The sequence below is a fragment of the Gryllotalpicola sp. CP2-P1 genome (genome assembly GCF_057512245.1).
This window is the reverse complement of record NZ_JBLRDT010000073.1, coordinates 1-12753: the sequence shown is the minus strand read 5'-3', so window position 1 is coordinate 12753 and position 12753 is coordinate 1. Positions and strand designations below refer to the sequence as shown.

The 12753-nt window shown below is 69.9% G+C and carries 17 protein-coding genes; 10 read left to right on the top strand and 7 right to left on the bottom strand.

The annotated features are described in order from the left end of the window. Positions 1–99: 99 nt before the first annotated feature. Complete coding sequence (locus ACM2XV_RS07750; RefSeq protein ID WP_487026523.1) at positions 100–657, top strand: fluoride efflux transporter FluC; 558 nt, start codon at positions 100–102, stop codon at positions 655–657. Then, entirely contained in the window at positions 654–1025 is a 372-nt protein-coding gene (crcB, locus tag ACM2XV_RS07745) for a fluoride efflux transporter CrcB (RefSeq protein WP_344775749.1), read from the top strand. Before ACM2XV_RS07750 ends, crcB begins: the two co-directional genes overlap by 4 nt. Positions 1026–1082: 57 nt before the next feature. Here crcB and ACM2XV_RS07740 read toward each other — a convergent pair whose 3' ends face one another. Genes ACM2XV_RS07740 through ACM2XV_RS07730 form a run of 3 tightly spaced genes read right to left on the bottom strand, consistent with a single transcriptional unit; the run spans position 1083 to position 4610 of the window. After that, the gene (locus ACM2XV_RS07740; RefSeq protein ID WP_487026522.1) at positions 1083–2477 is read right to left on the bottom strand and encodes an MFS transporter; all 1395 of its coding nucleotides are present in this window, start codon (positions 2475–2477) and stop codon (positions 1083–1085) included. Positions 2478–2486: 9 nt separating this feature from the next. Continuing rightward, entirely contained in the window at positions 2487–3302 is an 816-nt protein-coding gene (locus ACM2XV_RS07735) for an ABC transporter ATP-binding protein (RefSeq protein ID WP_487026521.1), read from the bottom strand. Between the two features lie 36 nt (positions 3303–3338). Next, positions 3339–4610 (bottom strand): aspartate aminotransferase type Ic, encoded by a 1272-nt coding sequence (locus ACM2XV_RS07730; RefSeq protein WP_487026520.1) that lies wholly within the window; start codon positions 4608–4610, stop codon positions 3339–3341. A gap of 83 nt (positions 4611–4693) precedes the next feature. Here ACM2XV_RS07730 and ACM2XV_RS07725 point away from each other — a divergent pair, with 83 nt between their 5' ends. After that, positions 4694–4921: a hypothetical protein gene (locus ACM2XV_RS07725; RefSeq protein ID WP_487026519.1), complete on the top strand. Its 228-nt coding sequence runs from the start codon at positions 4694–4696 to the stop codon at positions 4919–4921. Positions 4922–4930: 9 nt separating this feature from the next. Here ACM2XV_RS07725 and ACM2XV_RS07720 read toward each other — a convergent pair whose 3' ends face one another. Beyond that, positions 4931–5260, bottom strand: a complete 330-nt coding sequence (locus ACM2XV_RS07720) for a GNAT family N-acetyltransferase (protein ID WP_487026518.1) — start codon at positions 5258–5260, stop codon at positions 4931–4933. Between the two features lie 66 nt (positions 5261–5326). On the opposite strand from ACM2XV_RS07720, the gene ACM2XV_RS07715 reads away from it, so the two are divergent. Further along, a complete protein-coding gene (locus ACM2XV_RS07715; RefSeq protein WP_487026517.1) occupies positions 5327–5671 on the top strand; it encodes a type II toxin-antitoxin system Phd/YefM family antitoxin in 345 nt (114 codons plus the stop codon). A gap of 162 nt (positions 5672–5833) precedes the next feature. On the opposite strand, the gene ACM2XV_RS07710 is transcribed toward ACM2XV_RS07715, so the two are convergent. Beyond that, positions 5834–6724 carry an oxidoreductase gene (locus ACM2XV_RS07710; RefSeq protein ID WP_487026516.1) on the bottom strand — a complete coding sequence of 297 codons (891 nt, stop codon included), beginning with the start codon at positions 6722–6724 and terminating at the stop codon, positions 5834–5836. Positions 6725–6814: 90 nt separating this feature from the next. On the opposite strand from ACM2XV_RS07710, the gene ACM2XV_RS07705 reads away from it, so the two are divergent. Together ACM2XV_RS07705 and ACM2XV_RS07700 are read left to right on the top strand one after the other, a co-directional pair. Continuing rightward, positions 6815–7417 (top strand): TetR/AcrR family transcriptional regulator, encoded by a 603-nt coding sequence (locus ACM2XV_RS07705; RefSeq protein WP_487026515.1) that lies wholly within the window; start codon positions 6815–6817, stop codon positions 7415–7417. 26 nt (positions 7418–7443) lie between these two features. Then, the gene (locus tag ACM2XV_RS07700) at positions 7444–7734 is read left to right on the top strand and encodes a DUF1905 domain-containing protein (RefSeq protein WP_487026514.1); all 291 of its coding nucleotides are present in this window, start codon (positions 7444–7446) and stop codon (positions 7732–7734) included. Here the strand turns inward: ACM2XV_RS07700 and ACM2XV_RS07695 are convergent. Continuing rightward, positions 7712–7942, bottom strand: a complete 231-nt coding sequence (locus ACM2XV_RS07695) for a hypothetical protein (RefSeq protein WP_487026513.1) — start codon at positions 7940–7942, stop codon at positions 7712–7714. The genes ACM2XV_RS07700 and ACM2XV_RS07695 overlap by 23 nt on opposite strands. 108 nt (positions 7943–8050) lie before the next feature. Next, a complete protein-coding gene (locus ACM2XV_RS07690) occupies positions 8051–9082 on the bottom strand; it encodes a serine hydrolase domain-containing protein (RefSeq protein ID WP_487026512.1) in 1032 nt (343 codons plus the stop codon). A gap of 119 nt (positions 9083–9201) precedes the next feature. On the opposite strand from ACM2XV_RS07690, the gene ACM2XV_RS07685 reads away from it, so the two are divergent. The 4 genes from ACM2XV_RS07685 (at position 9202) to ACM2XV_RS07670 (ending at position 12413) form a co-directional block, all read left to right on the top strand. Beyond that, positions 9202–9492 carry a hypothetical protein gene (locus ACM2XV_RS07685; protein ID WP_487026511.1) on the top strand — a complete coding sequence of 97 codons (291 nt, stop codon included), beginning with the start codon at positions 9202–9204 and terminating at the stop codon, positions 9490–9492. Further along, entirely contained in the window at positions 9489–10526 is a 1038-nt protein-coding gene (locus ACM2XV_RS07680; protein ID WP_487026510.1) for a hypothetical protein, read from the top strand. Before ACM2XV_RS07685 ends, ACM2XV_RS07680 begins: the two co-directional genes overlap by 4 nt. After that, entirely contained in the window at positions 10523–11434 is a 912-nt protein-coding gene (locus ACM2XV_RS07675) for a DUF6188 family protein (RefSeq protein ID WP_487026509.1), read from the top strand. Before ACM2XV_RS07680 ends, ACM2XV_RS07675 begins: the two co-directional genes overlap by 4 nt. A 172-nt stretch (positions 11435–11606) precedes the next feature. Then, positions 11607–12413: a nuclease-related domain-containing protein gene (locus tag ACM2XV_RS07670; protein ID WP_487026508.1), complete on the top strand. Its 807-nt coding sequence runs from the start codon at positions 11607–11609 to the stop codon at positions 12411–12413. Positions 12414–12753: the final 340 nt, after the last annotated feature.

Here is a 12753-nt window from a genome sequence, read left to right as displayed (position 1 = left end):
CGCTGCCCACGGCCGCCGTTGCAGAGTCGGGCGGCGAGATCGATGCGGATGCCGGGGCCGACGTCCCCGACCCCAGCGATGTGCTCTTCGGCGAGGGTCATGCCTAGCTCACCCCTGCACACGCGCCCCCTGCCCGTGCTGCTCGTCTTCGTCGGCGGCGCCCTCGGGACCCTCGCCCGCTATCTGCTCAGCCTGGTCGTCCCCGCTCTCGGGCCGGGATTCCCCCTGCCGACGTTCCTCGTCAACCTCGTCGGCGCCTTCGCGCTCGGCATGCTGCTCGAGGGGCTGCTGCGCGGCGGCAACGACGTCGGCTGGCGGCAGCGCGCGCGCCTCTTCTTCGCGCCCGGCTTCCTGGGCGGGTTCACGACCTACAGCTCCCTCTGCGTCGAGACCGTGCTGCTGACCGAGAACGGCCACTACGTCACGGGCGGCGTCTACGCCGTCGCCACACTGCTGCTCGGCCTCGCCGCCGCCGCGGCCGGGGTGTGGGTGGCCGCGAACGTGTTCGAGGTGCCCGCGGCGGCACCCGGCAGCTCGCACTCGACGGTCACGTCGACGCAGATCCTGCATCTCGCCGAGCCCGAGGGCCGTGGCCCGCTCGCCGACGCGCCGCGGGCGGGTACCGACTCGGATGCCACCGAGGGAGACCTCCGGTGATCGTCTCTCTGCTCGTCGCCGTCGCGGGCGGCGTGGGGGCCGTGGCGCGCTTCGTGCTCGACGGCGTGATCCGCTCGCGGGTCGCGTCGCTGGTTCCCGCCGGCACCTTCGTCATCAACGTGTCGGGGTCGCTGCTGCTCGGCTTCCTCACGGGGCTGGTGCTCGTCGGCGCCGAGCCGACCGATGTGCGCGTCGTGCTCGGCACGGGCTTCCTCGGCGGCTACACGACCTTCTCGACGGCCATGATCGAGACGGTGCGCCTGCTGCAGCAGCGGCGCTGGGGCGCGGCCGCGGTGAACGGCATCGCGATGCTGCTGCTCGGGCTGGGTGCCGCGGTGCTCGGCGTCTTCCTGGGGACCCTGTTCTGAGTCGCCGGGCCGGCTGAGCCGCACGGCGTGCGGTCACGCCGTCATGCGGTCACGCGGTCACGCCGTCGCCCGGGTGCCCGCCTCGCGCGGCAGCGCGAGCGCCTCGAACAGAGGAATGAGCAGCAGCGCGGCGGCACCGACGAAGGCCCAGCGATAGCCGAGCCAGTCGCCGTCGTGAGTGATGGATGCCGCGAGCGCCCCGCCCAGGCGCACGAGCAGCGCCGCGACCGCGATGCCGAGCCCCGCCGCCACCTGCTGCATCGTCGAGGCGAGCGTGTTCGCCCCGTTCGTCGCCGCCGGCGGCACATCGACGAACTGAATGGTGTTGTAGCCGCTGAAGCCGATCGACCGGAAGGCGCCGCTCGCGACGAGCAGCACGACCGTGACCGCGATGGGCGTCGACGGGTCGACGAACGCGAGCAGCACCAGGATCGCGGCGCCGATGATGTTCGACCCGACGATCACCGTGCGGAAGCCGAATCGCTTGATGAGCGGCGTGGTCGCCGGCTTGATGCCGATGTTGCCGACGAACAGCGCGATCACGATGAGCCCGGCCTGCGCCGCCGACCACCCGAAGCCGGACTGGAAGAGCAGGGTCACGAGGAACGGCACCGCCCCGATCATGAGCCGATAGACCCCGCCCCCTGCATTCCCCGCGCGGAATGTATCGATGCGCAGGGCGGAGAAGTCGAGCACGGGATGCCGCGCACGGCGCAGCTGCCACCAGAACAGGCATCCGCTCACGGCGGCCACAGCCAGCGCGACGGCGACCGCGAGCCAGTCGGTGCGGGTCTCGCCCACGAGTTCGCCGGCCATGACCAGGCCGGCCAGCGCGACCGCGATCAGCACGAGGCCCGACCAGTCGAGCGGCACCGGCCGCAGCTCGTCCGCGCGCGGCACCAGCAGAACAGCGGCGATCAGGGTCGCGATGCCGATCGGCACGTTGATGATGAAGATCCAGCGCCAGCCGACCGTGTCGGCGAGCACGCCGCCGACGGCCGGGGCGATCACGGGGGCGAGCAGCGCGGGCCAGGTGAGATACGCCATCGCATCGAGCAGGTCGCGCGGCTCGACCGAGCGCAGCACCGCCAGGCGCCCGACCGGCACCATCATCGCGCCGCCGATGCCCTGCAGCACGCGGAAGACGCACAGCCAGAACAGGTCGGGCGAGAGCGCGCACAGGGCGGATGCCAGCCCGAAGACCACGATCGCCGTGAGGTACACCCGGCGCGTGCCGAAGCGGTCGGCGAGCCAACCGGTCGCGGGAATGCACACCGCCAGGGCCAGCAGATAGGCCGTCATCGCGACATTGATGTCGGTCGCGCGCACTCCGAAGTCTCGGGCGATCGCGGGCGCAGCCGTCTGGATCACGGTGCCGTCGAGGAACTCCATGAATGCCGTGACGGCGACGAGCAGCGCCAGGCCGCGGTTGAAGCTCGCACTCGGCGCCATAACGCTCTTCTATGCCTCGGTGGGAATATCAGCGGCGGCCCGGCGCGTTCGCACGGCCCAGCGGCCGTCGTGCCGCGAGATCGTCACCGGGTAGTCGAGCGTCTTCGACACGAGCTCGGTGGTCAGCACCTCGTCCGCCGGCCCCTGGGCCACCACCTTCCCGGCCCGCAGCAGCATGGCGTGCGTCGTCGAGGCGGGCAGCTCTTCGAGGTGGTGCGTGACGAGCACGGATGCCAGGTCGGGGTGCTGCTCGCGCAGCTGGTCGATCCTGTCGAGCAGCTGCTCGCGCGCCGCGATGTCGAGGCCCGTCGACGGCTCGTCGAGCAGCAGCACATGGGGGTCTGCCTGCAGCGCCCGGGCGATGAGGGTGCGGCCGCGCTCCCCCTGTGAGAGGTTCGGCCACCGCGCGTCCGCGAGCGCGCCCATGCCGAGCAGCTCGAGCAGATAGTCGGCGCGCTCGACCTCGGCATCGCTCGGCGCCCAGCGCATCGGCAGCTCGGTGCCGCCCGTGCCGCCGGTGAGCACGACCTCACGCGCGGTCAGCGGGCTGAGCAGCTGATGCCGGGGGTTCACGTGGCCGATGAGGGTGCGCAGCTCGCGCAGGTCGACGCGGCCGAGCCGCTTCCCGAGCACCTCGACGGTGCCGCGGGTGGGGTGCTGGTGGGCGCCGAGCATCGACAGCAGCGTCGACTTCCCCGCACCGTTCGCGCCGATCAATGCCCAGTGCTGACCCCGCTCGACCTCGAGATCGATGTGGTCTAGAATCGCCCGGCCGTCCCGAACAAAGTCGACACCGACGGCGGAGAGGACAGGGGCGGGGCTCACCCCGCCTACGCTACCGAATCGTTTCGATCGACACTCTCACGCCGCCGAGGCTGACGCCTTCTCGGCCTCGGCGAGCAGCAGCGCCGTGCAGAACCCCTCGAGCCCCGCGTTCAGGTCGTCGATGGTGGGGAAGGTGGGGGCGATGCGGATGACGGCGTCCTCGGGGTCGTCGAGGTACGGGTGCGTCGAGCCGGCCGGCGTGATCGCGATGCCCGCCTCCGCGGCGAGCGCGATCGCGCGCTTGGCGACACCGGGCGAGACGGTCAGTGTGACGAAGTAGCCGCCCTTCGGGTCGGTCCAGCTGCCGACGCCGAACGGCGCGAGCCGGCGCCCGAACACCTCCTGCACGGCGGCGAACTTCGGCGCGATCAGAGCGCGGTGCTTCTCCATGTGCGCGGCGACGCCCTCTGGCGACTGCAGCAGCTCGACGTGGCGCAGCTGGTTGAGCTTGTCGGGGCCGATCGATTGGAACGACGCCCAGTGCGAGAACCACGCGATGTTGTCGGGCGAGGAGCCCAGGAATCCGACGCCCGCACCCGCGTACGTCACCTTCGAGGTCGACGCGAACACGAACACGCGATCCGGATTCCCCGCCTCTGCCGCGAGCCGCAGGATGTCGATCGGCTCGGGTCGCCAATCGGTGATGTGGTGCACCGCATAGGCGTTGTCCCACATGATGCGGAAGTCGTCGCCGGCCGTGAGCGCGACGAGCTCGCGCGCGACCTCTTCCGAGTACACGGCGCCCGTCGGGTTCGAGTACACCGGCACGCACCAGATGCCCTTGATGGTCGGGTCGAGCTCGAGCGCCGCCTTGACCGCCGCGATGTCGGGGCCGTCGTCGTTCAGCGGCACCGGGATCATGCGCACCCCGAGCGCTTCGGTGATGGCGAAGTGGCGGTCGTAGCCGGGCACGGGGCACAGGAACGAGACCGTCTCCTCACGGCCCCACGGCCGTTCTGACCCCGGCACGCCGTGCAGCATCGCGAACGCGAGCACGTCGTGCATGAGCGTCAGCGACGAGTTGCCGAGCGCGAGCAGCTGCGGCACGGGCACGCGCAGCACGTCGGAGAACAGCGCGCGCAGCTCGGGAAGGCCGGAGGCGCCGCCGTAGTTGCGCAGGTCGGTTCCTGCGGCATCCGTGTATGACCCCGCGCCCGGCAGCGTGAGCAGCGCGTCGGAGAGGGCGAGCTGGTCGGCGGCGGGCTTGCCACGCGTGAGATCGAGCCGCAGGCCGCGTGCTTTCAACTCGTCGTACGCCGACTGGAACTCGGCGAGACGGTCGGGCAGGGTGACGGGCGCGGTGCTCACACGGAGATCGTACCGGCGCGTCGCCTGGCGGATGCCCGTGCGCGGTCCGTGTGGGGTCGGGCCCGCACGGGTACGAGCCGGTCATGACTGATCAGGACGACCCGCGCCCGTACGACCCAGAGGAACTCGACGACGACGCCGACGAACTGGACGAGCTCGACGGCGAGATCGATGAGGCCAAGGACGAGACGACGAAGGATGCCGACGATGACGCGCTTCCCGACGAGTTCCCGAGGGGGATGCCACCGGGCAGCGCCGCGGAGCTCGACGAGGACCCCGAGCGGCGCGACCCCGACACCGACGAGAGCTGAGGTCGCGGTCTAGGAACCCGAGCGCTCGCGCACCGCGTCCAGCACGGCCGGTGTCGGGCTGTCGATGAGCTCGTCCCATTCGTGGTTCTTGTCGAGGAACTTGGTCACGTAGGGGCAGAAGTTGACGAGCCGCTTCCCCTGCGCCCGTACGTCATCGAGCGCGGCGCGCACGAGCTGCCCGGCGAGGCCGCGACCGCCGAACTCGGGGCTCACCTCTGTATGCAGGAACACACGGCGCGCGCCCTGGTCGAGGTGCTCGAGGAAGCCGGCATCCACGTCGTCACTCGTGATCACATACGTCGAGCCGGTGTCGCGCACCGTGACGTTCTCGTCGCTCATGCGGCGAGCCTACGTCTGTGGACAGCGCGCGCGGGCTCGTGGATGCCACCGGTACCGTCTCGGGCCATGAAGAGCGTCTCGTCAAGCTACGTCCGCGACAACTGGGCGCGGGTGATGGACGACGCGCTGCACGAGCCCATCGCGGTCACCTCTCACGGTCGCGCACGCGTCCTCATCGTCGACGCGAAGCTGTCCCAGAAGCTCACGGGCATCCTCGCCGAGGCGGCAGCCGAGGCCGCCGCCCCGCCGCGATACCCGTGGCTGGACCACTCACTGCCCGTCTGGGAGCGCGTCGACGCACTGAGGCAGCGCAAGAAGCAGATCTTCCTCAAGCCGATGGAGGAGTGGACCGAGGAAGAGGACGAGATTCTCGGCGAGTCGTACCGCGCCATCGAAGACGGTCTCAGGTGAGCGCGAGCTCGAGGCAGCGGTGTGTTCCCGCGCCGGCGCGCACGGCGCTGCCCCCAAACGTCTCTCAGATCACGCTTGTGCGAAATGCCGCGAGTTGGACATCTTGGACAATTCGGACAGACACGAAAAGAGCCATGTGCAACCCCCGTGCGTCGCACGCGTTTAGTGCGTCGCGGCCTGCGGCGGCTCGGTGAGCGACTCGATCGCGTCGAGCTCGGCGACGGCATCCGCCGGCAGCTCGAGCGCGGCGGCCGCGATATTCTCGGCGAGATGCACGCGACGGGATGTGCCCGGGATCAGCGCGATGTTCGGCGAGCGCTGCAGCAGCCACGCGAGCGCGACCTGCTGGGGCGACGCCTCGAGCCGCTCGGCCGCCTCGGCGAGCACGCCCGACTGCAGCGGAGTGAAGCCGCCGAGCGGGAAGTAGGGAACGTAGGCGATGCCGAGCTCGGCGGTGCGCCGCAGAATCGGCTCGTCGCCGCGCCGCACCAGGTTGTAGAGCGACTGCACGGTCACGATCGGCGCGATCGACAGCGCCTCGCTGAGCTGCGCATCGGTCACCTGGCTCAGCCCGAGGTGACCGATCTTGCCCTGCTGTTGCAGTTCGACGAGTGCGCCGACCTGGTCGGCGATGGACTCTTCGACGGTGGCCTCGGGTGAGCCCATGCGCAGGTTCACGACGTCGATCGTCTCGAGCCCCAGGTGCTCGAGATTGTCGTGCACCTGGGCGACGAGGCTCTCGGGGCTGCGGTCCATGTTCCAGGCGCCGTCCGGCCCGCGCGAGGCGCCGACCTTCGTGACGATGTGCAAGCCCGCGGGGTACGGGTGGAGCGCCTCGCGGATGAGATCGTTCGACACGTTGTACCCGTAGAAGGCGGCCGTGTCGATGTGCGTGACTCCGGCGTCGACGGCGGCGCGCAGCACCGCGATCGCCTCGTCGCGGTCGCGCGGTGGGCCCCAGACGCCGGGGCCCGGAAGCTGCATGGCGCCGTAGCCCATGCGCGTGATGGTGAGGTCAGGGGCGAGGGTGAGGGTTCCGCCAGCGATGCTCATGTATTTCCTAACTATCCGGTTAGTCAGAGACTAGATCGGGACTAACCATTTAGTCAAGAAATACGATGAGCTGAGAAGAGAGGTGAACGGATGCCTGAACCCGAGCAATCGCCCGCGGCCGCCGGCCGCGCAGAAGCGACCCGTCAGCGCATCCTCGAGTCCGCGTTCGCCGAGTTCTCGACCTACGGCTTCGCCGGCGCCCGCGTCGACCGCATCGCGAAGGCCGCCGGCTGCAACAAAAACCTGATCTACATCTACTTCGACAGCAAAGAAGGCCTTTTCGACGAGACGCTGCGCCGGCGGCTGCGCATCGTCTCGGAGCAGAACCCGCTGACCCCCGCCGACCTCGCGGAGTTCGCGGGGCGCACCTTCGACTTCGTGATGGCCAACCCCGAGGTCATCCGGCTCACGGCGTGGACCAAGCTCGACCCCGACACGCCAGACCCCGCGGCCCACGGCGAGGGCGCCGGAGCGAAGGCGGCCGCCCTGCGCGCGGCCCAGCAGGCGGGCGAACTGACGGATGCCTGGGATGCCGAGTTCCTCATCACCTTCGTCATGTCGCTTGCGACCGCGTGGGTGCCGGCCTTCCCCTACGGCGCGCCCGGTCTCGACCACGCGCGCATCCGCGCGCAGATCGTCCGCGCGGTGGCTGCGGTGCTTGCCGCACAGGCGCCCTCCTCGGGGCCCGAGTAGCGCCAGTCCTCACTACGCTCACCCTCATGGCCTACGAGTTCACGTCCGAGCTCTACGAGTGGTCGGCCCGCGACAACTGGTTCTTCGTCGATCTGCCGCCCACCGTGAGCGACGAGATCACGGCGTTGCCTCTGATTCCGGGCGGCTTCGGCTCGGTGAAGGTCGAGGCGACGGTCGGCCACGTGACCTGGCGTACCTCGGTGTTCCCCGACGACAAGCGGGGCACCTTCGTGCTGCCGATCAAGAAAGAGGTGCGAGCCCGCAACTCGCTCGTTGCGGGCTCGCCGGTCGAGGTCACCCTCGAGGTCGTGCGATAGACGCCGGCGGAGCGACGAACCCCGACCGGGCGCCCCTGGCACCGGCATCCGGATCGCCTGCGCCGAATGCGTGCGCGACCCGCTCGGCGACCTGATGCCAGTGTTCGTTGGCGTGCTTCTGCTTTTCGTATTTCGCCCGCTCGCGCAGCTCGAGGATCACATCGGCGTACTCGAGCTCTTCAGCGGGCGACATGATGTTGTGCGACATCGGCCCCTCCAAACCTTGACCGAACGTGGCGCTCTGCCCACCATTCGAGGCTAGGAGCGACCACTGACATTCGTGGCGCCCGCGCTGCCGAGCTGCTGGCTGCCTACGTCAGAGGGTCGACGCCAGCGCGTCGATCACGACATCTGAGAGGCGCGAGATGTGGGCGAGTCCGCTCTTCCGCGGCAAGATCACGCTGTTCAGCCAGACCATCACCGTGTCCGTCTGCGGGTCTGCCCACGCGTTGCAGACGGCGCTGCCGTTGTGCCCGAACATGCTCTCGTTCGCGTGCGTCCCCATCGGCCGCACCTGGCCGGGGAAGCCGAGCTGGAATCCTGTCCCCCAGCGCATGGTGTGGCCGATGACACGGTCGATCTCACCCTCGGCCGACACGGCCCGCGCGTCGGCGATCGTCTCGGGCGGCAGCACGCCGTCTCCGCCCCGCAGCAGCGCGCGGTAGAAGTGCGCGAGGTCGCGCGCGGTCGTCTGGACTCCTGCGGCCGGGATCACCGCCTCGCGCACGGTGCGCCGGTTGAATGCCGCTTCACGTATATGTTCCACGGGATGCCCCGCCCGAAGCGGCACATGGCGTTCCCACGCCTCTCGCGCCAGGGCGAGGTGAGTGTCGCCGAGGCCGAGCGGCCGCACGAGCTCGTCGTCGATGAACCGGTCGACGGGGCGCCCGTCGACGCGGCGCACGAGCTCGCCCAGCGTGAAGCCGAAGCTCAGCACTTCATAGGCGACGACGCGGCCCGGCGGGTAGCGCAGCGCCGCCTCCTCGGCCGCCTGAACGGATGCCCGCCAGTCGGCCATGCGCAGCGCATCGCCGAGCATCCAGCCGGCCGAATAGGGCGCTCCACTGCGATGGGTGAGCACGTGCCGCACCGTGACGGCTGACTTGCCGTTTCTGGCATATTCCGGCCAGTAGTCGGCCACCGGTGCATCCAGCTCGAGCCGGCCGCGCTGCGCCAGCAGGTGCACGGCGAGCGCGGTGAAGGGCTTGCTGACGCTGAAGGTATAGAAGAGGTCGCTCGGCTGCGCGCCGACCAGTTGCTCGAAGACGACCTCGTCGCCGCGCATGACGATGATCGACGAGGCGCCACCACGCTCGGCGGCGACACGAGCCACGTCATCCCACCCCACGCGGGAAGGCTAGCGCCGGACCCCTCTTGCCCAGCACAACCGGCCAAGCATCCGATCTCTCCCCAATTCGGCCATCGGCGCGGTTCGTGCGCCGCGGCGCTTCCCTAACGTCGCCTGCCATGACGACGCGAATGGATGCCCCGACGGTCGCCGGCCTGGTGAGCCGGCTGCGGTCGGCAGCGGCTGCGGCGAGTGAGGCCGAGCACGCCGCCGTGCTGGCGTTCGACGAGCTGCTTGCCCGGGCGGCGCGCTACCCCGACGTGCACGCGGCACTCGCGCAGTACTGGTCCGCGCGCACGGGCAGTGGGGCGGCGATCTGCGGTCACATCGGCCAGGTCGCCGACGCGCTCGACGAGGCGGCGGACGAGCTCGAGCACGACGATCTGCTCGTCACCGGGGCGCTCTCGTGAGCACGCTCGTCGACGTCGGCCCGCTTGCTGCCGCAGCGGCCGACTACCGGCTGGCGGTCGGGCGACTCGAGGATGCCGCGGCCGACGCCGAGGCGGCGTGGAAGCTGCTGCCGGCGGCGCTCGACTCCCCCGGCACGCAGCTGGCCGTCGGGCGCTATGTCGGCCCGGCGCATCAGCTCTCCAGCGGCCTGCTCGGGGCAGCCGATGCCTTGCACGCGGCGCTGCTCGCCGAGGTGCAGCCGCTGCGCGAGCTGTCGTATCAGGCGGCGGCGAACCCCGACGACCCGAGCTGGGCGGTCGGCGTCGACGCCGCGGAGGCGTCGCTTGCCGCGACGATCGCAGCGATCCGCGGCGGCGAGGCCGGTTCGGTGGACCTGCCGTGCCCGGCGCCCCAGGGGTGGACGGCGACGAGGCGGCTGGGTGCCGCAAGCCTCGTCGCACCGATCGCCCCCACGGCCGGCGTGCCCGCTTTCAGCGCGCTCGTCGAGGGGGCGGGCGCGGCAGCCGCCGCAGGTGCAGCCGGCCTGCTCGGCGTGCTCTCGCTGGTGCTGTCGATGGGCGGCTCGACCGACGAAGTCGCCTCCCGTCCGCACGACCAGAGCAACCGGAAGCCTCGCAGAGGCATCGACAAAGTGCGCATCACGCCGTGGACGCCCTGCAATCCGTGGGAGCACGGGCCCGGCTGCCAACAACACCTGTCTGGGGATAAACCAGGCGACCAGCCGTTCACCGGTGACAAGGTGAGGGGCGACGAAGAGCCGGGCGACATGCTCGGAACCAAGCCGGACTGGACGAAAGAACGGGCGTGGAACGATGAGGGTTGGGTCTACAAGGAGCCGGGCAGCGAGCGCTCACAGCGCGTCGCAGAGCCGGGTCATGACGATCGATACCCGAACGGCTACGTGCAGTTCACAAACAAGAACGGGCAAGTCATCGACCTCAGCGGGCGCACAGTGAAACCCACGTCCGACGCGGCACACGTCGTGCGCAACGCAGACGGAAGTTTCCCCACTCCCAAGGGGTGGGCCAAGTGACGACCAAGAATCTCGGCTTTGACGGGGCGGATGTCTGGACGATCGCATTTCAGCCCGGCAGCATCCGGCTCTGGTTCGGGGAAGGCGGGACCTACCTGGAGGTGTCCGGCGTCTGGGATCTTGTCTGGCCGGATGGCTCGACGTCGGCGTATGACACCGACTCAGCAGGTCGCCATCCGGACACGGCCAGGCTGATCGAATCACTCGCGGAGGCCCATGTCGTCACGGCCATCGCCGACACCGAGACGTCGGTGCTCGATGTCGAGTTCGACAGCGGCTTGAAGCTGCACTATGAGCCGACTGATTCGCCGTACGAAGAGTGGCAGGCGCGCAACCGCGACGACCGCACGTACGTCTGCCTCACCACCAACAGGCTCACATGGTTCCCTGCGGACAGCGAGTCGAGCGCGGCTGACGAAGCTGCCCCCGAACAGGTCGCCTGGTACGAGGGCAGCGCCCCCCGCGTCGTCGATCTCGAAATATCCGGCCGCATCTACGGCGTGACGGTGCACGCCGAGAGTGTGCAGCTTGAGACCTGGACAGGAACCATCTTCTTCGCCGGCCCGTTCACCATCACCGATGAGACGGGTGAGCCCCATCGTTTCGATCCGAAGCTCAAGGCATCCGACCCGCACACCGGCGAAGTGCTCGAGCTACTCATCGACAGTCAGATCGAGACCGCCGCGCTTACTGCCGAGACGAGCGAACTCGACGTCTCGTTCACCGACGGCAAGCGACTCACGTGGGCCGCGGCCGCAAAGGGCCAGGGGCACTTCATGGCCCGCCACAAGAACGGGCGTCAGTACTGGAGCGCGTCCGACGGCGGCGTCTTCTGGTACGGGGGCCCGAAGGGCACACACCCGACGTTTCTCGTCGGCGGGCCAAAGAAGACCGACCGCACCGACTGAGCGGCGGTGGCGACTTGCCCGAGGCGGCGAAACGCCCGCTCCGCGCCGAAGGATGTCGGTGGTCCGCTGGAGAATGGCCGCACAGCAGGGGGCAGTCAGGCACCTGTCCCCCGTGGGAGGGGTCCTCATGTTGGGACTGATGGGTGCGAACCCCGCGACGTAGGACAGTAGCGTGACCGATTTGCGAGGTGCCAAGAGCGCAACGGCCGCAGCGGCCACGCTGCGGGCGCACCCCGCTGCGGCATCTGCCATCGCATCGTGTCTCAACGCCCAGGCCGAGTCGCGCCCTCGCTCGGCGTTCGGCAAAGCATTCGGAGTCAGCCCGCTGTCCGAGGCATCCCGAGGCCCCTACGTCGCGGCGCTCGGCGCGCTGCATGTCGCCGACGAGCTCGCAAAGCTCGGTCCTGACTGGGAAATCTTGCACGGCGTTCCCGCCGGCGAGCGCGGCGGTGTCATCGATCACCTCGCCATCGGCCCGGCCGGGGTCTTCGCGCTCGACGTCCTTCACCAGCAGGCCGACACCGTCACCGTGCGGGGCGACCTGCTTGCAATCAACGGCGTCCCGCGACCGCACCTCGCGCTGGCGCGCGACCTCGCGACCGACGCAGCCGTGAACCTCACCCGCGTGACCGGGCTCAACGTTCCCGTGCGCGGCCTCATCGTCTACGTCGCGCCGCAGTCCGTGTCGGTGCGCGACGAGCCAGACGACGTCGGCGTCACAAGCGATCGCACGCTGTGCAAGTGGCTCGCCACTCGTGAGCACGTGCTCGACGCGGCGACCGTGGCAGCGATCGCGGATGCCGCGGCCGAGCCGTCCACCTGGCGAGGCGCCGCCCCGCACCGCGCCCCCGGCTTCGATGGCACCGCATTCGATGCGCTGCGCGTAGAGGTGCAGCGCGCCTGGCTCGCCCGCGGTTTCTGGGGCACGGCCCTCATCGCGGCGGCGGCCATCGCTGCGGTGCAGTTGTTCGGCGCCTGAGCCCTCAACCCGGCCTCGCCTACCGAACACTTACAGCCGAGTAATTCTCGAAGCGGCGTTCTACCTCGGCCCCCCACTACGGGGGCAATTTCGGCCCAGCCAGGGCATCTTGGACAATTCGCGGCCACCCGATGTCGGTGGTGCCCGGAAACGTGCTCGCTCGCCTCGAGCACCTCCGCTCGCGGCATCCGTTCGAAAGAAAGCCGCACGAAATGTCCGACGCAACCACGCAGCCCTACTCGCCCGAGCCCTACCCGGCGCCGCCGCAGCCCGGCCCGAGCACCAGCGGCACCGGCCCGAACCCCACTGGCACCGGCCCCGGCGCAGCCCCCGGCCGCCC

Bases quoted from the DNA above. Each gene is read 5' to 3' on its own strand.
- ACM2XV_RS07750 (WP_487026523.1), top strand. From the start codon at position 100: ATGCCTAGCTCACCCCTGCACACGCGCCCCCTGCCCGTGCTGCTCGTC.
- ACM2XV_RS07740 (WP_487026522.1), bottom strand. From the start codon at position 2,477: ATGGCGCCGAGTGCGAGCTTCAACCGCGGCCTGGCGCTGCTCGTCGCC.
- ACM2XV_RS07725 (WP_487026519.1), top strand. From the start codon at position 4,694: ATGACTGATCAGGACGACCCGCGCCCGTACGACCCAGAGGAACTCGAC.
- ACM2XV_RS07720 (WP_487026518.1), bottom strand. From the start codon at position 5,260: ATGAGCGACGAGAACGTCACGGTGCGCGACACCGGCTCGACGTATGTG.
- ACM2XV_RS07715 (WP_487026517.1), top strand. From the start codon at position 5,327: ATGAAGAGCGTCTCGTCAAGCTACGTCCGCGACAACTGGGCGCGGGTG.
- ACM2XV_RS07710 (WP_487026516.1), bottom strand. From the start codon at position 6,724: ATGAGCATCGCTGGCGGAACCCTCACCCTCGCCCCTGACCTCACCATC.
- ACM2XV_RS07705 (WP_487026515.1), top strand. From the start codon at position 6,815: ATGCCTGAACCCGAGCAATCGCCCGCGGCCGCCGGCCGCGCAGAAGCG.
- ACM2XV_RS07700 (WP_487026514.1), top strand. From the start codon at position 7,444: ATGGCCTACGAGTTCACGTCCGAGCTCTACGAGTGGTCGGCCCGCGAC.
- ACM2XV_RS07695 (WP_487026513.1), bottom strand. From the start codon at position 7,942: ATGTCGCACAACATCATGTCGCCCGCTGAAGAGCTCGAGTACGCCGAT.
- ACM2XV_RS07685 (WP_487026511.1), top strand. From the start codon at position 9,202: ATGACGACGCGAATGGATGCCCCGACGGTCGCCGGCCTGGTGAGCCGG.